The organism is Haloferula rosea, assembly GCF_016595525.1.
Classification (GTDB): Bacteria; Verrucomicrobiota; Verrucomicrobiia; order Verrucomicrobiales; family Akkermansiaceae; genus Haloferula; species Haloferula rosea.
Window position 1 is genome coordinate 69,444 of sequence record NZ_JAENII010000003.1, and the last position, 15,166, is coordinate 84,609.

Genomic DNA, 15,166 nt, shown 5'->3' on the forward strand with positions numbered 1-15,166 from the left:
CGACGCAACACGACTCCTGGACACATGCGCATTCTTCCCCGTCTCTTGTCAGGTCCCCTTGCAGGGCTTCTGGCATTCCCGCTGGTCGTCCTCGGTGATGCCGCACCGCCCGATGCCGAGAATCTCCGAACCAGCGTGGTGGCGAAGAACGGCATGCCCAGGAACATCGTCACGCCCGGTGCCCAGTGGAACTTTGGCCCCGGATCCCTGTGGACCCACCGCGGCTGGCAGTACGCAGCCTATTGGGACGAGCAGTGCCAGGTATCGGTCGCCCGGAGGAAACTTCCGGTCGGCGAGTGGTCAACCCTTTCGCTGCCCGACTACCAGCGGACCAAGAACCTCAACCGAGGGAAAGGTGGCGCCAAGTCCCAAGGCTTTGGAGACGGACACGAGAAGGTCTCCATGGGCATCTCACCGGATGGGGTGATCCATTTGTCCTTCGACCATCACCTGTCGACCCTGCGCTACCGTGCTACCCGGACGGGCGTCGCCAATGCCCCCGAAAAGCACCCGTGGACCCCCACCCTCTTCGGTCCTGTTCAGGATCACCTGGGTGGCGAGCCGATCACGAGCGTGACCTACCCGAGCTTCACCACCGATGGAGCCCATTTCACCCTCTACCTGCGCCTGAACGGCGGCTCCGGTAGTGCTGATTCCCACTACTTCCAATACGCCGATGGCCGATGGCAGGATGCGTCCCCGACATCAGGCAAGCTGATCGACAAACACTGGAGCGGTGGAAACCGAACGGTGAACGCCTATCTTCACGGTCCCGTGTCCCAAGGGGGGCGGCTCCACCTCACCTGGTGCTGGAGGGATACGCCCGACTCACGCACCAACCACGACCTGTGCTACGCCTTCAGCGACGATCATGGGTCGACATGGAAGAACAACGAGGGGCAAACCATCGGGGTCATCGGCAGGAAGTTCATCACCGCCGACTCCCCCGGAGTGACCGCCGTCAAAATTCCACCGGGAACTTCATACCTGAATGGAGGTTCCATGACCGTGGATGCGACCGGCCGCGTCCACGTCCTGAAGAAGGGGCCGAACCGGAAGCCCACCTACTTCACCCGTGATCCGAAGTCGGGCACATGGCGCCATCAGGACACGACCCGACTGGGCAAATTGGTTGCCGGTCGGAATGACGAACTTTTCATTGTGGCGGAAGACGGCCTGTGGAAGACATCGGCCAGCCGCTTTGGAGGGCTTGAGCCGGTCTTCACCGACATGGAGCGCTACTTCAGCGACAGCAAGATGGGCCTCGATTCATCCCGACTCGCCCACGATGGATGGATCTCCGTGATCGGCCAACGCGGCAGGACCATCACCGTGATCGACTACAAGGTCAGTCACTAAGGATCTTGAAGCCGGGCTAAATCCAGCACCAATTACCTGCGAGGACCCATCCGGACAATCGTCGTGACACTCCTTGCCTATCCCTTCAGCCATAGTCGGGAAGAAGTGCGAAGTGCTCTTCCATCTTTCACGGGCACCTCGCACCACACCGCGGACACAAAACGACCGAGGCTCCCTTGCGGATGCCTCGGTCGCGAAAAAAGGAGATCTTGATCAATCAACGACTTGCCGTCGCATCCTTGGGAGCATTGCGCTTCAGGGCACCTGCTGTCTGATCGGCATACCAATCGTCGTAGGCCTTCTGGGACACGACTTCCATCTGCCCGGCCATGTTGCCATGACCTTCACCGCACAGCTGCGCGCAGACCACGGATGTCTCAAGTTCCTTGTTGGGCGTGAACCACATCGGAATGCTGCGTCCGGGGATGGCGTCCTGCTGGATGCGCATCGGAACGATCGCGTAATTGTGGATCACGTCGTTGGAGGTGATCATGAGGATTGCCGGACGATCCTTGGGGATCTTCAACACCGAGGTGGTGAAGTCATCCATCGCATTCGGATCATCGAGATCGATTCCGGGGTCGCTGGCCGAAGTCTTGGAGCGGTGGTCGATCCGACCGAACTTGCCATCTTCACCCGGGTAGTGATAGGTCCAGCCGAACTGCCAGCCGATCACGCGAACCCGCACGGGATCCTGCTTCTGGACGGTCTCGAAGGTATCGGTACGCTCTTTCCAGAGCGGGAAAGCGAAGCCGAGAAGAAGCACCGCTTCAAGGATCACGATCCCGATCTCAAGGTGGCTGGAGACGTGGTTACGGACCCCGTAGTAGGACGCCTTGGGATTTGCCGATTGGCGGAACCGGACCAGGCAATACAGGAAGAACAGGGTCCAACCGACGAACAGTGCAATCATCAGCCAGTGAACCACATCGATCATGTGATCAACGCGGCCACCATGGGCGGCAAAGTTTTCAGGGATGCCGAGAAATTTCGAGGGACTCAGGGAGTTCATGAAGATGGAAAATGGGCGGGAAGATCAGGCGGTGAAATCGTCGCGCAGCTCGGGATCGAGGTCGGCCTCGCCGCGACGAATGATGCGCACCATGAGGAAGCCGATCCCCCCCAGAATGGGAAGAAGCACCCCAAGCATGAAAAGGATGGCGTAGCCTGCCGCGTTGTCGTCGGAGACGAAGTTGTTGGCGCAGGTCGAACAGGCGAGAAACGAATCAATCATGGCTCAAAGTAGGATTTTGCGGGCTTTCTTGTAAAAATACACTCCGTAGATCGGCATGCCCACGAGGCCGATCAGGCCGAGGATTCCAAGCCCCGTGACGACACCATCACGCTCCTGCGCGAACCCGAACGCCCACGCCGCGAGAAACGCAAACATCAGGGTGGTCACGGTCACGAATACGATGTGAAAAGCTCGAAGGGACATGGCAGTGGGAATCTAGAGCGGCAGAAGATTTGGCAAAATGAAAACTACTCACTGACGGCCTCGGATGTCGGGCCACCCAGGCGGAAACCTTCATATTCGATCGGATCTCCCTTCGCGAGGAAGATCAGGGCGACCATGGCGACGGCAAAGAAGATGCCGAATCCGAAGGTCCAGTAAACCCATGCCTTCTCGTGGTTGAGGTGCATGAAGATGAGGGCCACGAGCGTGGCCTTCGCCGTGGCAATCAAGAGACCGAGGATCATGTCCGCCTTGTCAAAACCATGCCCACCGATGTCCATGGCGGGCACGGTCGCCACCATCACGGTGAGCACGGTGCCCACGAACAGGGCTGCGCCGATGATCAGGTAGAGCTTGATGGACTTCTTGATGTCTTCTGGGGAGTCAGCCATTGGAGTCAGAAATTGGAGATTGGATAATGAAAATCACGACCAGACGGTCGAATCACATGAGGTAGAAAATCGGGAATGCGAAGATCCAGACGAGGTCGACGAAGTGCCAGAACAGGCCTCCGACTTCCACCCGGTTGGCGAGCCACTCGGGATTGCTGAGATACATCTTCCGCCCGAAGAACAGGTAGTATCCGAGGACGATGGCACCACCGATGACGTGCAGGCCGTGCAGACCGGTAATCGTGAAGTAGATCGCGTAGTAGGTGTTCCACTTCGGGGTGAACTTGGAATCCAGGGCCACTTCCTCGCGGGGAACCACGATATGTGGGAACTTACGGATTTCGTAGTTCGGCCCCTTGAAGTGCTCGCTGAGCTTCATGGTCACCTTCGGCGGGGAGAACTTGCCCTCACCCACCTCGACCTGATCCAGCGGGGTTTCCATGTAGTAGGCAATCTCCTGCCATCCCATGCGGTAGCGGTCCTTGTGGGTCGGGACTCGCTTGGGTGTCACGCCGTCTTTCTCGAAGCCGTAGTGCTCGGTGAGGTTCTTCTCGAGTTGCCCGACCGCCTTCTGATGTTTCTCCCAGAGTTCTGCGACAATCGGATTCTCCTTCACCAACCAGCTCTCGGCGATCGCGACGAGCGGATCCTGGTTCTTCTCCTCGGCAATCATGACGAGGTGCTGGAAGTCGATGCCATCCACGTAGTGGAAATGCATGGCGCTGTCGGCATACTCCCCCTTCAGGGCGGTGCCGTCACGCAGGGCAATGTCGGTGTTTCCGACCGCATAGTCCGTGATCACGTCGTGGCTCTTGTAGCGAACCAACAGCGGTTTGCTCGCCTTGAAGGTAACGGCGGGCGCCTCAGGAAGTGCGATCTCGGTGTAGGTCTTGTCCTTGAGTTTCACGTCTTCGAACGATCCATCCGCCATCTTCACGGAAGCAATCGACACATCCGTCGCCATCCGTGCACGCATGCCGGCCTTCCAGCGTGCGTATGCCTTGTCACGCTCCTCGGGCGACAACTCGAAGGCCTTGGGGAACTCGGAGGCGAAGGCCGCTTCGCCGAGTAGATTCTTTTCCTTCACCTCAGCCTTCTTGATCGACCAGGCTTCGCGCAAATAGGCGGTCCGCTTCTTGGCGTTGAACCCGCGGTTCTCCAGATGGGCGTCCCGCAGCTTGGCAAGTAGATCAAGAGAGAGAGCTTCCCCTTCCGCAACCACCTTGTCCTCGTCGGTCTCGGCGATGCCCGGACGGTTCAGATCGAAGCCGGTGGCGAGTGTCAGCTGGACGCCTTGCGCTTCCGCTTCCGCAAGCATGGTTTCGACCCATGGCTTGTAGTAGCGCGCGAGGTCGAAGGTCACTTCAGAAACCTCGATGCGGTGGCGATTGGCTTCCACGGTATTCCCCATGGCGTCCTTGATCTTTTCTCCACCGTGACCGTGATCATCACCATGTGCTTGCTCGTCGTGGGCACGCTCGTAATCGATGTGACCCTCGACCACCGAGTAGTCCGCGAGACGGGCTGCCTGGTGGTGGAACTTCACATTGTACTCGATGCCCTTGAACACCATGAAGATGGCGGCGCAGGCCACCGTGATGCCCATGAACAACTGGAACTTCGCCCACTGGCGCATCTTCAGCGAGGCCCAGGCAAAAACGACGGTGACCGACGAGGCGATCAGGATGAACGTGTTCAACAGGCCCGGCAACACGGGCAGCGTGCGTTCCGGCCACGGGTAGTCGGCTCCGATCCGGAGGAAGACATAGGCGGAGAACAGGCCACCGAAGAGCATGACTTCGGAAGCAAGGAACAGCCAGATGGCGATCTTCGAGTTGAAGAGGCCGGTGTCCTTACGCGGGGTGACAACAAAAGGGATTTCCATTTCCAGTGGGAAGGTCAGTGATGTTCTACAAGGAGGCCCGGATCAGTGCTCGGCGGGTTTCTCTTCCTCCTTTTGCGGCTGGTCCGCCTTGCGCTTGGGCTCTTCCCACTGTGGGAAGAAGTCCTCGTCATGATCGGGACGGCTATACTCATAGGGCCCGCGATAGACGACCGGTTCGGTGGTGAAGTTGCCGTGGCCCGGAGGAGTCGGCGTCGCCCACTCGAGCGTCGTCGCATTCCACGGGTTGTCGCTGGTCACCTTCTTGCCGATGAACTTGCTCATCACGAGGTTGATGAGGAAAGGAACCTGGGCGAGGGCCATGAACCACGCGCCGTAGGACATGAGAATGTTCAGGTCGATGTGCTCGGCGACGGTGGAACCGAAGACGTTGGCACTGTCGGGAGACTTGGCCAGGTAGGCATCGCCACCGTTGTACCAGCGGCGGTGGAAACCTGCCATGCCCTGCGTGAGCATCGGGAAGAAGATCAGGTTCATGCAGATCAGGCTCGGCCAGAAGTGCAGGTGGCTGAGCCAGCTGCTCATTTGGCGACCCGTGATCTTCGGATACCAGTGATACACCCCGGCGAAGAGGCCGAAGAGGATGCCGGGGGCAACCACGTAGTGGAAGTGGCCGATCACATAGTAGGTGTCGTGCAGGTGCAGGTCCACGAGGTTGAAGGCGAGCGGAAGGCCGGTCAGGCCCCCGATGCCGAACATTGGCAGGAACGCACATGCCCAGATCATGGCCGGTGTGAAGCGGATCGAACCGCCCCACAGCGAAATGATCAGGGAAGTCAGCAGAATGACCGACGGAACCGAAATCAACACCGTGGTGGTCTGAAACCAGGTCGAGACGATCGGCCCCATTCCTGTCAAATACATGTGGTGGGCCCAAACGACGAACGAAAGGAAACCCAGGACAATCACGCCATAAACCATGCCCTTGTAGCCCCAGAGCGGCTTGCGGGTGTTGGCTGGAATGATCTCCGCCACACAGGCGATGGCAGGAAGTAGCAGGACGTAAACCTCGGGGTGACCAAGGAACCAGAAAAGGTGCTGGAACAGCAGCGGTGATCCACCACCGGACAACTCCAGGAGACCCTCCGCCTTCGTGTAGAGGCCAGACGGCATGAAGAACGAGGAGCCAGCAACCCGGTCCATGAGCTGCATGATGCCTGCGGCTTCAAGAGGAGGGAAAGCAAGGAGGAGGAGGAAACCCGTCACCAGCATCGCCCAGACGAAGAACGGCATGCGCATCCAGGTCAGTCCCCGGGCACGCAGGTTGATGATGGTGGTGATGAAATTGACCGAACCCAGAAGGGACGATGTGATCAGCAGCACGAGGCCAAGCAACCACTGTGTCTGCCCCGCGAGCCACTGGTTGACGATCTGCGCATCGGCAATGCCCGCCAAGGGAGAGTAGTTCGTCCAACCGGACTTGGCCGCACCGGATTCCATGAAGAACGAGAAGCACATCAGCAATCCACCCGCGAGGTAGATCCAGTAGCTCATCATGTTGAGTTTCGGGAAGGCCATGTCGGGAGCACCGATCTGCAGGGGTGTGACGTAGTTGCCGAACGCACCGAAGCCCAGCGGCACCACACCGAGGAAAACCATGATGGTGCCGTGCATCGCACCGAACATGTTGTAGGTCTCACCGGTCACCTTGCCGTCCTGCAGCCAGCGGGCTTTCCAATCTTCCGTGAAAATCCAGCTCATCCAGCCGGGCAGAGGCTCGTGCGGGAAAGCGATGCTCCAGCGCATCACCATCATCAGGTAGAAGCCGAAAAGCAGGAACAGTCCGGCGGTGATGCCGTACTGCAGACCGATCATTTTGTGGTCCGTCGAGAAGATATACTTTCTGATGAACCCCGGGTCGTGGTGGTCATCGTGGTGGCCGTGATCGTCGGCGTGGGTGGCTGAGGCACTCATTTAGATGGAAAGGTTGGGAGTGAACGCAGGATAGGCGGTTTGGAAAGCAAAAAATGCGGAGTCGTATTGGCTAATTCCCCATGAAATGTCACATTCCCCTACCAGCGGTTCGGGTAGGAAGGGTTTCAGCCCTCGGTTTCGACAGGTTCGAGGGTGATGGGGTCGAGCATTGTGCTCGGGTCCAGAGGTTCGCCAGGAAGCATCTTGGCGTGATCGGCGGAAAGTTCGTCTGCACTGGTCGGTGCCCCTGCATTCGCACGGGCTTCGGAAATCGCAATCGCTTCTGCAGCCATTTCGCTGGTCACCACATCGCCCACGGAATTGCCGAAGGAGTTGCGGACATAGGTCATGACCGCGGCGAGGTCCGTGGGACTCATGCCAATGCCTTGGGCAGGCATCACACCCCAGTTCTTGCCGGTGCTGCTTGGGCCGCTGAGACCGTTGAGCACGATCATCGCGAACTTCTGGGTATCACCGACCACCCAGTCGGATCCGGCCAACGCAGGGTAAGCTCCCCCACCCTTGCCGTCCGGAGCGTGGCAACCGATGCACTTGCCGTAAATCTTTTCGCCCTTGGCCATGTAGACCTTCAAGGCCTCGGCAGGTGGAGGACCCGCTGAATCACCGCCATCGAGCGCGGCACGGACGTATCCGGGACGGACCGTCTCGTCGTAGTTGAACAAGGTGCCGGCACTTCCAAGTGCCAGACCGGCAATCAAAAGAATGAAGGCGCAGGCGCCGAATACCCACAGGGACATCGGCTCGCGACCCCCTTCGTCGACGTGCTTCTCACGCTGAACCGCTGCGGCATCGCGAACGGTCCGGTCGTGCGACTCGGTGACGTTGAGCGACTCGTCGAGATCAGGCTTATTGGAGGAATCTTGCATGGAAACGGATTGCTTAACCTTCCTGGTTGCTGGTGGCAGGGGCGTAGTTCATCGACGCCGGCACCGGGTCGTCGTGCTTGAGGGACATGAGATAGTCAACCAGGGCGCGTGCCTGGTCTCCGGGGACCACCTCATAGCCATCCTCGGTCGGCACATCGAGGGCCGCCTCGGACTTCTGACCGGTGATCTTCCGGGTCTCGAAAAGGAAGCTGAACGAGGGGCAGGACGACCAATCCGTCAGCGCTGGAATCAATCGTGGATTGTAGAGGTGCTTGTAGAGATACCCCTTCGCATCCGCGCCGTAATTCGCTTCCATACGCAGCCCCACATTCATCAGGTCCGGTCCGAGACGAGTGACACCGATCTGCGCGAAATCAAGGCCGATGTAGTCGAAGACATTCGACTCGCGTCGCGTGTCACCACGCTCTGGGTCAGCCTTCAGTCCACCGAAGTCAGGACGGCCGAGATCATTGCCGGCATAGGTGGGGCGCACGACCTGAGTGTGACACTGGTAGCAGCCGTTGGCGGCATAGACGTTCGCTCCGTTCACGACACGACCGGCCCGCTTCGGGTGGTAGATCCCCTCTTGGGCATCGATCCCCTCCTCAAAGGAAACGGGCGACGGATTACGGAGCTTGAAGAACGGAACGACCACCATGGCCAGCCAGGCGAGGCCGAAGCTGGCGGTGAGACCGATGGCAAATTGACGGAAGGTCATGGCAGGAAAAAGGGAGACGTGGAAATTTCAGTGAACCATGGAACCCGCGTTGTCGATGTCCCCTTCGGGACCGTGCGGGTTGTCGTGATGCGGGTCGACCAGCAGGGTCGGGTGCGAACTACGACGACCGAGACGCAGCCACATCAGCGTGAGGTGGAGGAAGAAGAAGACGTTCGAGATCAGGAGGAAACTCCAGGCCACGGTCGTGGCCAAAGCGTAGGGGCTGGCGAAGCCGGCAGCATTGTACCACGGCTGCGTGAAGTCTTCCTGACCCACTCCCTGCATGAGCCCACCGAATAGTGCGACGAGCACGACGACGCTGACGCCGTAGATGGACAGGAAGAAGTGCATCTTGATGAGACGGCGGGAAAGCCACTCACGACGCGTGATGCGAGGCACGATGAAGTAGATGGCACCGAAAGCGATGAAGCTGAAGAAGCCGTAGATGCCCAGCACCTCGAAGCCGTAGCCGGAAATCGTGAACTGGGTGATCGAGATGATCTTGGGGGCGTTCAGAACCACGCTGGCGAGGCCGAAAACGAGCAGGAAGATCAGACCCCAAACCGTGAAACGAAGCGTGGGGCTTTCGTTGACCGTCTTCAGATCGGTCGCTGCCGTCTTCAGCAGGTTGATCCCGGCCATGGCGGCGGGCACGGCGAACAGGATCGCGGCAAATGCGCCGAGGTAAGGAAGGAAGTTCGGGATCGGCGCACCGGTCATCTTCTGAAGTCCGGCCCATGGCGCGACGATGGCCAGCGTCCAGAATCCGATCAGGGACAGGGAGTAGTTGTAAACCGGACGACCGAGCACCTTCGGCACGAGGTAGTAGGCCATGGCGATGCCGACCGGCGCGAAGAAGAGCAGCAGCATGGCGGAGCGGAACCAGGCGTTCACTCCTGCAGCGCCCAGCGGGCTGCCGCCAAAGCCATGCACGAGGAAGTGCGATGAGCCGAAGAACCATGGGAACCAGATCAGCGCGGCGAGCAGATACCACTGGGAGATGTAGGTGTGACCGGCGGGGCGGACCTTGAACTGAACCATCGACCAGATCGCGATGCCGATGTAGGCCAGCAGCATGGGCATCCACGCGAAGGAAGGCATCTCCATCCATGGCATCCCGGTCCCGCCACCGGCAAAGATGCCGATGATGCCGAGCGACAGGGCGAAGTTCCAAACGTGGCCTGCGACCAGGATGGTGCCGGCATTCCGGCAGGTCTGACGCGAAAGGCGGGCCATCAGCCAGATCATCATGCCGAAGGCTGCCTGGCAGCCCCATCCGTAGATCAATGCGGCCTGGTGCGCGGCGTTGACACGACCGTAGGTCATCCATGAGCAGTCGCCGAGGTAGTCGGGGCTCGTGACTTTCGCATTCGATACGATGCCGAGAAGAATGGCCACCGCCAACCAGGCGGCACCACTGGTGAAGAAGAACATCACCGGGTGGCGCAATGAGCGGTCGATCGACGCGCGCAGCACACCATCCTTGTCGTAGTTGGGATCAGGAACGGACATGGTCAGAAAAGGTCAGGGGGCCGGAAGGAGGTCGGCTTCGGTCAGCATCGGCTTACCGATTTCGGAACGCAGCGCCTTCACCTGCTCGGGAAGGACGGGAGGGGCCGAGTTGCCGAAGGAATTGCGAACGTAGGTGAGCACGGCAGCGACGTCCTCGTCGGAGCTCGCGGCACCCATGGGAGCCATGGGAGCGGGGAAATTGTACTCCTTGCCCGACACCGTGATGGGACCGGTCAAGCCACGCATCTGGATCCGGATCAGGTTCGACACGGGGCCAGTCACCCAGTTGGAATTGGCAAGCGGTGGACCGACAGGGCCGCCTTCGCCATTCATGCCATGACAGGCCATGCAGATCATGTAACCGGCCTTGCCCTTCTCCATCACCGCGGGATCGGGAGCCGTGCCGGCTTCAGGAGTCATCGCATCCACCGCACCGTAGTCGGTATCGGAAGGGGCATTCGCCAGAGCTTCGGCAGCCGCCGAACCCGGAATGACCTGGGCCGGATCGTCCACCTTGGTCGGCTGGGATGCCAGCAATTGGGAACCGATGAAATCGTAGATGTCGGAAGGCTTCGCCTGGACCGTTTCGGCACCATCGTCCGCCTTCTTCCACTCCAGGTTGGCGGCTTGAGCGGATTCGACGTCGTTGCTGATCTTGAGGCGGTTCAGTCTGGCTGCTTCCTCGAGCGGATCCTCGCCATCACCACCACCCGCGACCAGACGGACGATGATCAGGACGACGAAGAACAGGGAGATCACGCCGATCCCCCACCAGAAGGCGGCGAATCGGATGAGTGGATTGTCACGGGTTGGCTCCATGAAATTGAGTGGTCGTGGGATGAATGAAGGAAATGAGGGTCAGCTCAGTTCGAGACGTTGGCGGACTCGAGGATGCGGGGGTCGCGGTTCGGGTAGAGGTTGTTCTGACCGAGTGAGCGGAGATAAAAGAAAACGAAACCGGAACCGATCGTGATGAAGGCGAGGATATCACCGAGGAAGGCACCGGGGATCGTGGTTTCGACGTCTCCATAGACGTCAGGGAGCATGTTCATCAGGGAGATGGAGCGCTCCGGGATGGCGATCAGGTAGTGATCGAGGATGTGCATGACGAGCGTGTAGACCGCCATCAGGCTGAGGGTCTTCGGGTTCCGCTTCAGCCAGGCCTGCAGGAGGATGACGAAGGGCACCACGAAGTGGAAAACCACCAGAGCCATCATGCCGATGTTCCAGCCACCGGTGTTACGGATGAGGAAGTATTTCGTTTCCTCCGTGATGTTCGCATACCAGATCAGGAAATACTGGGAGAAGGTGACGTAGGCCCAGAAAATGGTGAACGCGAGGAGCAGCTTGCCCTTGATGTGGAAGTGCTCGGGGGTGACGACCTTCTTCATGTAGCCCGCCCGCTGGAGCAGAGCGACGGTGATGATGATCACGGCCATCGAGTTCAGCGCGGAACCTGCGAACAGGTAGACGCCCCACATGGTGGAGAACCACGTGTAGTCCAGACCCTTGAGCCAGTCGAAACCGGCGAAGGTGATGGTGATCGCGAAGATGATCAAGGTGTAGGTCGAATGGAAGCGGGCACGGAACAGGCGGGATGTGCCCGGATTCGGATCGGTATCCTGGGCGACCGACAGCTTGCGCAGGCCGAGGATCACCGCGCTCAGACCGATGAAGTAGAAGATGAAGCGACCATACCAGAACGGGATGTTGAGGTACCAGTGCTTCAGGTAGAGCAGGTGGTCGTGCGGATCACCGGTGTGGTGCAGGGCTTCCTTCACGGAATACTCACCCCCGTGGGTATCGAGTCCACGGTGCATGTTCATCCACTCGTAGAGATACTGCTGGACGTTCGGAATCAGAAGCGGGATGGCGAAGATGAACATCCAGGGATACACGGCGCCGAGGTTCTCGAACACGCGGCGGACGGATGTCCCCCACCCCGAGTTGGAGACGTTGTGAAGCAGCGTCCAGAAGCATCCACCCACCGCAAGGGTGAAGAAGAAGAACAGGGCGAAGACCCAGGAATAGGCGTAGTTGGCCGTCCAGGTTTCCTTGGGACCAAACAGCAGGATCGCGCTGACGATGGAAAGCAGCAGCGACACGCCGCCGGCGATCATCTTGATCTTATCGACTTTGGCGCTCTTCAGACGCTCCCCATCGGGGGCGACGTCAGCGGAGGTGACAATGTGGGATGCCATGGTGAAAAGGGAAAGTTAGTTGGCGGCTTGGGAGGCTTCGTAGGCGGCCTTGACCTTCGGGTCGGCGAGCGGCGCCTTGCGGGCGATCTGGAGGGCGCGGACATAGGCGACCACGGCCCAGCGATCGCGGACGGAGATGTTGTGCTTGTAGCCACCCATGTTGCCCTTGCCGTTGGCGATGACGTCGTAGAGACGACCATCCGGGTAGGCGGCCTGGCCGAAGTTATCGAGGGTCAGATTGGCGACACCGGGGACACCGAAGCTCGTGGTGATGCCGAGGCCGTCCCCGGACGCTCCGTGGCATGGCATGCAGTTGATGTCGTAAACTTCTTCGCCGCGGCGGAGGAAGGCTTCGACGTTCTCTTCGTTCAGCTCAAGCTCCCCGGGCATGCCGTTCGAGAAGTATCCCTCGATACCACCGGTGTAGTAGTATCCGGTCTCACCGCCGAATTCGTATTCATGGATGCCGCCGAGCTTGTTGTCTCCATCGGCAAGGAAACCGACGGGTTGGGTGCCGTCGACAGGCTCGCGCGACCCCACGCCATCGGCGAAGAAGTCACTGGGCACCTGATGCATGACCTTGTCCTGGTCATCCATGTCGGGGAACAGGCGGATCGGAGTCTTGGCCGTCTTGTCCCCGCGCATCGGAAGGAGGCCGATGACGAGGGCTGCGATGATCGCGTAGGCGAGGAAGAAGTATTTCACGGGATGAAAGGAAATGGGATTGGGTCAGCCTTCTTCTTCAACGAGCTCGATGTTCGAGCCACCGATCTCCTCGAGGAGCGACTTGGTGGCGTCGGGGCTGAATTTCGGGTCACGCGCTTCGATCGCGATGAAGAACGCGTCGTCGGTGGTGCGGTGGAACTGCTTGCTGGCGAACAGCGGGTGGTTCAGGCGTGGCAGCTTCATGAGGGCCAGCAGGCCGAAGAGCACGGTGAAACCGGAGAACAGGATGGTCAGCTCGAACATCACCGGGAAGAAGGCCGGGATGGTGAAGATGTTCACCGGCTTGGCCTGGACGACGGTCGGGTAGATCAGGACCTGGGTCGAGTAAGCCAGAAGGAAGGCGGTCAGGGTGCCGGTGGCACCGCCGAAAAACACCAGCCATGGAAGGATGGAACGCTTCATGCCCATGGCGCCGTCAAGCCCGTGGATGGGATAGGGCGAATGGCAGTCCCACTTGCGGAAACCGGCATCGCGCACTTTCTCGGCCGCCTTGTAGAGGGCAGAGGCGCTCTTGAACTCGGCGAGGTAGCCGTAAACTCGTTTGCGTGTGGTGCTCACTGTGAAAAGTCGTTCGGAATTCGCGTGTTTCAGGCCTTGGCCGTCTCGTTGCCGGACAGCTCCTGCTGATAGGCTGCGATGGGTTCGGTCCCTTCGTCCGGATGATCCTCGTGATCATCATGATGCGGATCAGACTCGGGCAGGGTCCACTTCACTTCCGCAATGTTGATGCAGGGAAGGAAACGGAGGAAGAGGAGGAAGAGCGTGAGGAACATCCCGATCGTGCCGACGAAGAGGAGTTGGTCCTGACCACTCGGGGAGTAGTATTTCCAATCACCCGGCAGCCACATGCGGGACAAGGTGGTGACGATGATCACGAAGCGCTCGAACCACATGCCGCAGTTCACACACATCGCCACGGCCATCACGACCCACAGGTTCTCACGGCACCAGCGGAACCAGAAGATCTGCGGCGAGAGGACGTTCAGACCCATCATCCAGAAGTAGGCCCAGTTGAACGGACCGGAAATCCGGTATTTGAAGGCTTCCATCTCGAACTTGGCTCCCGAGTAGAAGGCCACGAAGAGCTCCATCAGGTAGGCGTAACCGACGATCGTGCCGGTCAGCAGGATGATCTTCGCCATGTTGTCGATGTGCTTCATCGTGATCAGGTCCTGAAGACCGTAGATGAAGCGGGCCGGAATCATGATGGTCAGCACCATCGCAAAGCCACCGAAGATGGCGCCCGCCACAAAGTAGGGCGGGAAGATGGTGGTGTGCCAACCCGGCACGACCGAGGTGGCGAAGTCGAAGGACACGACCGAGTGCACGGAGAGCACCAGTGGTGTGGAAAGGGCGGCCAGAAGGAGGTAGGCCATCTCGTAGTGGCTCCACTGGCGGTTGCCGCCACGCCAACCGAGCGAGAACAGTCCGTAGAGGAACTTGCGCAGGCCGGGCTTGCAGCGATCGCGGATGGTCGCGAGGTCAGGCACCATGCCGAGGTACCAGAAGATGAGGGAAACGGTGAAGTAGGTGGACACCGCGAACACGTCCCAAAGAAGCGGTGACTTGAAGTTCTGCCAGATCGCGTTGGCGTTCGGGATCGGAGCGAGGAACCAGGCCATCCAGACACGGCCGACGTGGAAGGCCGGGAAGATGCCCGCGCACATCACGGCGAAGATCGTCATGGCTTCGGCCGCCCGGTTGATCGAGGTCCGCCAGTTCTGACGGGTCAGGAAGAGAATCGCGGAAATCAGCGTTCCAGCGTGTCCGATACCGATCCAGAACACGAAATTCACGATCGGCCATCCCCACATCACACGGTTCGTGTTTCCCCACACACCGACACCGGTCGAGACGAGGTGAAACAGGCCACCACCCACGCCGACGGCGGCAATGAGGGCGCTGGGAAGGAACAGCAACCACCAGAGGAATGGCTGGCGGTTCTCGAGGACGCCGCAAATCCGCTCGGTGATCCAGTGATAGGAGCGACCGTTGAGGATCAGCTTCTCACGCTTGAGAACGGGAAGCTTCGGGCCTTGCTGGGCAGTTTTGGTTTCGGTGGCAGTGGCCATCTTTCAGAAAGTTGGGGATCGGATGA

At 59.6% G+C, this 15,166-nt stretch carries 15 protein-coding genes; 1 reads left to right on the top strand and 14 read right to left on the bottom strand.

Annotation, left to right across the window (positions count from 1 at the left end; genetic code table 11):
• Positions 1-24: 24 nt before the first annotated feature.
• Positions 25-1,359 carry a BNR repeat-containing protein gene (locus JIN81_RS04690; RefSeq protein WP_200277098.1) on the top strand — a complete coding sequence of 445 codons (1,335 nt, stop codon included), beginning with the start codon at positions 25-27 and terminating at the stop codon, positions 1,357-1,359.
• 217 nt (positions 1,360-1,576) lie between these two features.
• Here the strand turns inward: JIN81_RS04690 and JIN81_RS04695 are convergent, their stop codons facing one another.
• From JIN81_RS04695 to nrfD, 14 genes are all read right to left on the bottom strand, one after another.
• Positions 1,577-2,371 (bottom strand): cytochrome c oxidase subunit II, encoded by a 795-nt coding sequence (locus JIN81_RS04695; protein WP_200277101.1) that lies wholly within the window; start codon positions 2,369-2,371, stop codon positions 1,577-1,579.
• Between the two features lie 24 nt (positions 2,372-2,395).
• Complete coding sequence (locus tag JIN81_RS04700) at positions 2,396-2,593, bottom strand: hypothetical protein (protein ID WP_200277104.1); 198 nt, start codon at positions 2,591-2,593, stop codon at positions 2,396-2,398.
• A 3-nt stretch (positions 2,594-2,596) separates the two neighbouring features.
• Positions 2,597-2,797: a hypothetical protein gene (locus JIN81_RS04705; RefSeq protein WP_200277107.1), complete on the bottom strand. Its 201-nt coding sequence runs from the start codon at positions 2,795-2,797 to the stop codon at positions 2,597-2,599.
• 44 nt (positions 2,798-2,841) lie between these two features.
• The gene (locus JIN81_RS04710) at positions 2,842-3,207 is read right to left on the bottom strand and encodes a cytochrome C oxidase subunit IV family protein (protein ID WP_200277110.1); all 366 of its coding nucleotides are present in this window, start codon (positions 3,205-3,207) and stop codon (positions 2,842-2,844) included.
• Positions 3,208-3,259: 52 nt separating this feature from the next.
• Positions 3,260-5,092 (bottom strand): cytochrome c oxidase subunit 3, encoded by a 1,833-nt coding sequence (locus JIN81_RS04715; RefSeq protein ID WP_200277113.1) that lies wholly within the window; start codon positions 5,090-5,092, stop codon positions 3,260-3,262.
• 42 nt (positions 5,093-5,134) lie between these two features.
• The gene (locus JIN81_RS04720; RefSeq protein WP_200277116.1) at positions 5,135-7,024 is read right to left on the bottom strand and encodes a cytochrome c oxidase subunit I; all 1,890 of its coding nucleotides are present in this window, start codon (positions 7,022-7,024) and stop codon (positions 5,135-5,137) included.
• A 125-nt stretch (positions 7,025-7,149) separates the two neighbouring features.
• A complete protein-coding gene (locus tag JIN81_RS04725) occupies positions 7,150-7,911 on the bottom strand; it encodes a c-type cytochrome (RefSeq protein WP_200277118.1) in 762 nt (253 codons plus the stop codon).
• A gap of 13 nt (positions 7,912-7,924) precedes the next feature.
• Positions 7,925-8,629 carry a cytochrome c family protein gene (locus JIN81_RS04730; protein WP_200277120.1) on the bottom strand — a complete coding sequence of 235 codons (705 nt, stop codon included), beginning with the start codon at positions 8,627-8,629 and terminating at the stop codon, positions 7,925-7,927.
• 27 nt (positions 8,630-8,656) lie between these two features.
• Entirely contained in the window at positions 8,657-10,141 is a 1,485-nt protein-coding gene (locus tag JIN81_RS04735; protein ID WP_200277122.1) for a cbb3-type cytochrome c oxidase subunit I, read from the bottom strand.
• A gap of 12 nt (positions 10,142-10,153) precedes the next feature.
• Positions 10,154-10,960, bottom strand: a complete 807-nt coding sequence (locus tag JIN81_RS04740; protein WP_200277124.1) for a c-type cytochrome — start codon at positions 10,958-10,960, stop codon at positions 10,154-10,156.
• 44 nt (positions 10,961-11,004) lie between these two features.
• Complete coding sequence (locus JIN81_RS04745) at positions 11,005-12,342, bottom strand: hypothetical protein (RefSeq protein ID WP_200277126.1); 1,338 nt, start codon at positions 12,340-12,342, stop codon at positions 11,005-11,007.
• Between the two features lie 15 nt (positions 12,343-12,357).
• A complete protein-coding gene (locus JIN81_RS19415) occupies positions 12,358-13,047 on the bottom strand; it encodes a c-type cytochrome (protein ID WP_200277128.1) in 690 nt (229 codons plus the stop codon).
• A 24-nt stretch (positions 13,048-13,071) separates the two neighbouring features.
• Positions 13,072-13,626: a DUF3341 domain-containing protein gene (locus JIN81_RS04755; protein WP_200277130.1), complete on the bottom strand. Its 555-nt coding sequence runs from the start codon at positions 13,624-13,626 to the stop codon at positions 13,072-13,074.
• 29 nt (positions 13,627-13,655) lie between these two features.
• The gene (nrfD, locus tag JIN81_RS04760; protein WP_200277132.1) at positions 13,656-15,140 is read right to left on the bottom strand and encodes an NrfD/PsrC family molybdoenzyme membrane anchor subunit; all 1,485 of its coding nucleotides are present in this window, start codon (positions 15,138-15,140) and stop codon (positions 13,656-13,658) included.
• Positions 15,141-15,166 lie beyond the last annotated feature (26 nt).

Bases quoted from the DNA above. Each gene is read 5' to 3' on its own strand.
- JIN81_RS04690 (WP_200277098.1), top strand. From the start codon at position 25: ATGCGCATTCTTCCCCGTCTCTTGTCAGGTCCCCTTGCAGGGCTTCTG.
- JIN81_RS04695 (WP_200277101.1), bottom strand. From the start codon at position 2,371: ATGAACTCCCTGAGTCCCTCGAAATTTCTCGGCATCCCTGAAAACTTT.
- JIN81_RS04700 (WP_200277104.1), bottom strand. From the start codon at position 2,593: ATGATTGATTCGTTTCTCGCCTGTTCGACCTGCGCCAACAACTTCGTC.
- JIN81_RS04705 (WP_200277107.1), bottom strand. From the start codon at position 2,797: ATGTCCCTTCGAGCTTTTCACATCGTATTCGTGACCGTGACCACCCTG.
- JIN81_RS04710 (WP_200277110.1), bottom strand. From the start codon at position 3,207: ATGGCTGACTCCCCAGAAGACATCAAGAAGTCCATCAAGCTCTACCTG.
- JIN81_RS04715 (WP_200277113.1), bottom strand. From the start codon at position 5,092: ATGGAAATCCCTTTTGTTGTCACCCCGCGTAAGGACACCGGCCTCTTC.
- JIN81_RS04720 (WP_200277116.1), bottom strand. From the start codon at position 7,024: ATGAGTGCCTCAGCCACCCACGCCGACGATCACGGCCACCACGATGAC.
- JIN81_RS04725 (WP_200277118.1), bottom strand. From the start codon at position 7,911: ATGCAAGATTCCTCCAATAAGCCTGATCTCGACGAGTCGCTCAACGTC.
- JIN81_RS04730 (WP_200277120.1), bottom strand. From the start codon at position 8,629: ATGACCTTCCGTCAATTTGCCATCGGTCTCACCGCCAGCTTCGGCCTC.
- JIN81_RS04735 (WP_200277122.1), bottom strand. From the start codon at position 10,141: ATGTCCGTTCCTGATCCCAACTACGACAAGGATGGTGTGCTGCGCGCG.
- JIN81_RS04740 (WP_200277124.1), bottom strand. From the start codon at position 10,960: ATGGAGCCAACCCGTGACAATCCACTCATCCGATTCGCCGCCTTCTGG.
- JIN81_RS04745 (WP_200277126.1), bottom strand. From the start codon at position 12,342: ATGGCATCCCACATTGTCACCTCCGCTGACGTCGCCCCCGATGGGGAG.
- nrfD (WP_200277132.1), bottom strand. From the start codon at position 15,140: ATGGCCACTGCCACCGAAACCAAAACTGCCCAGCAAGGCCCGAAGCTT.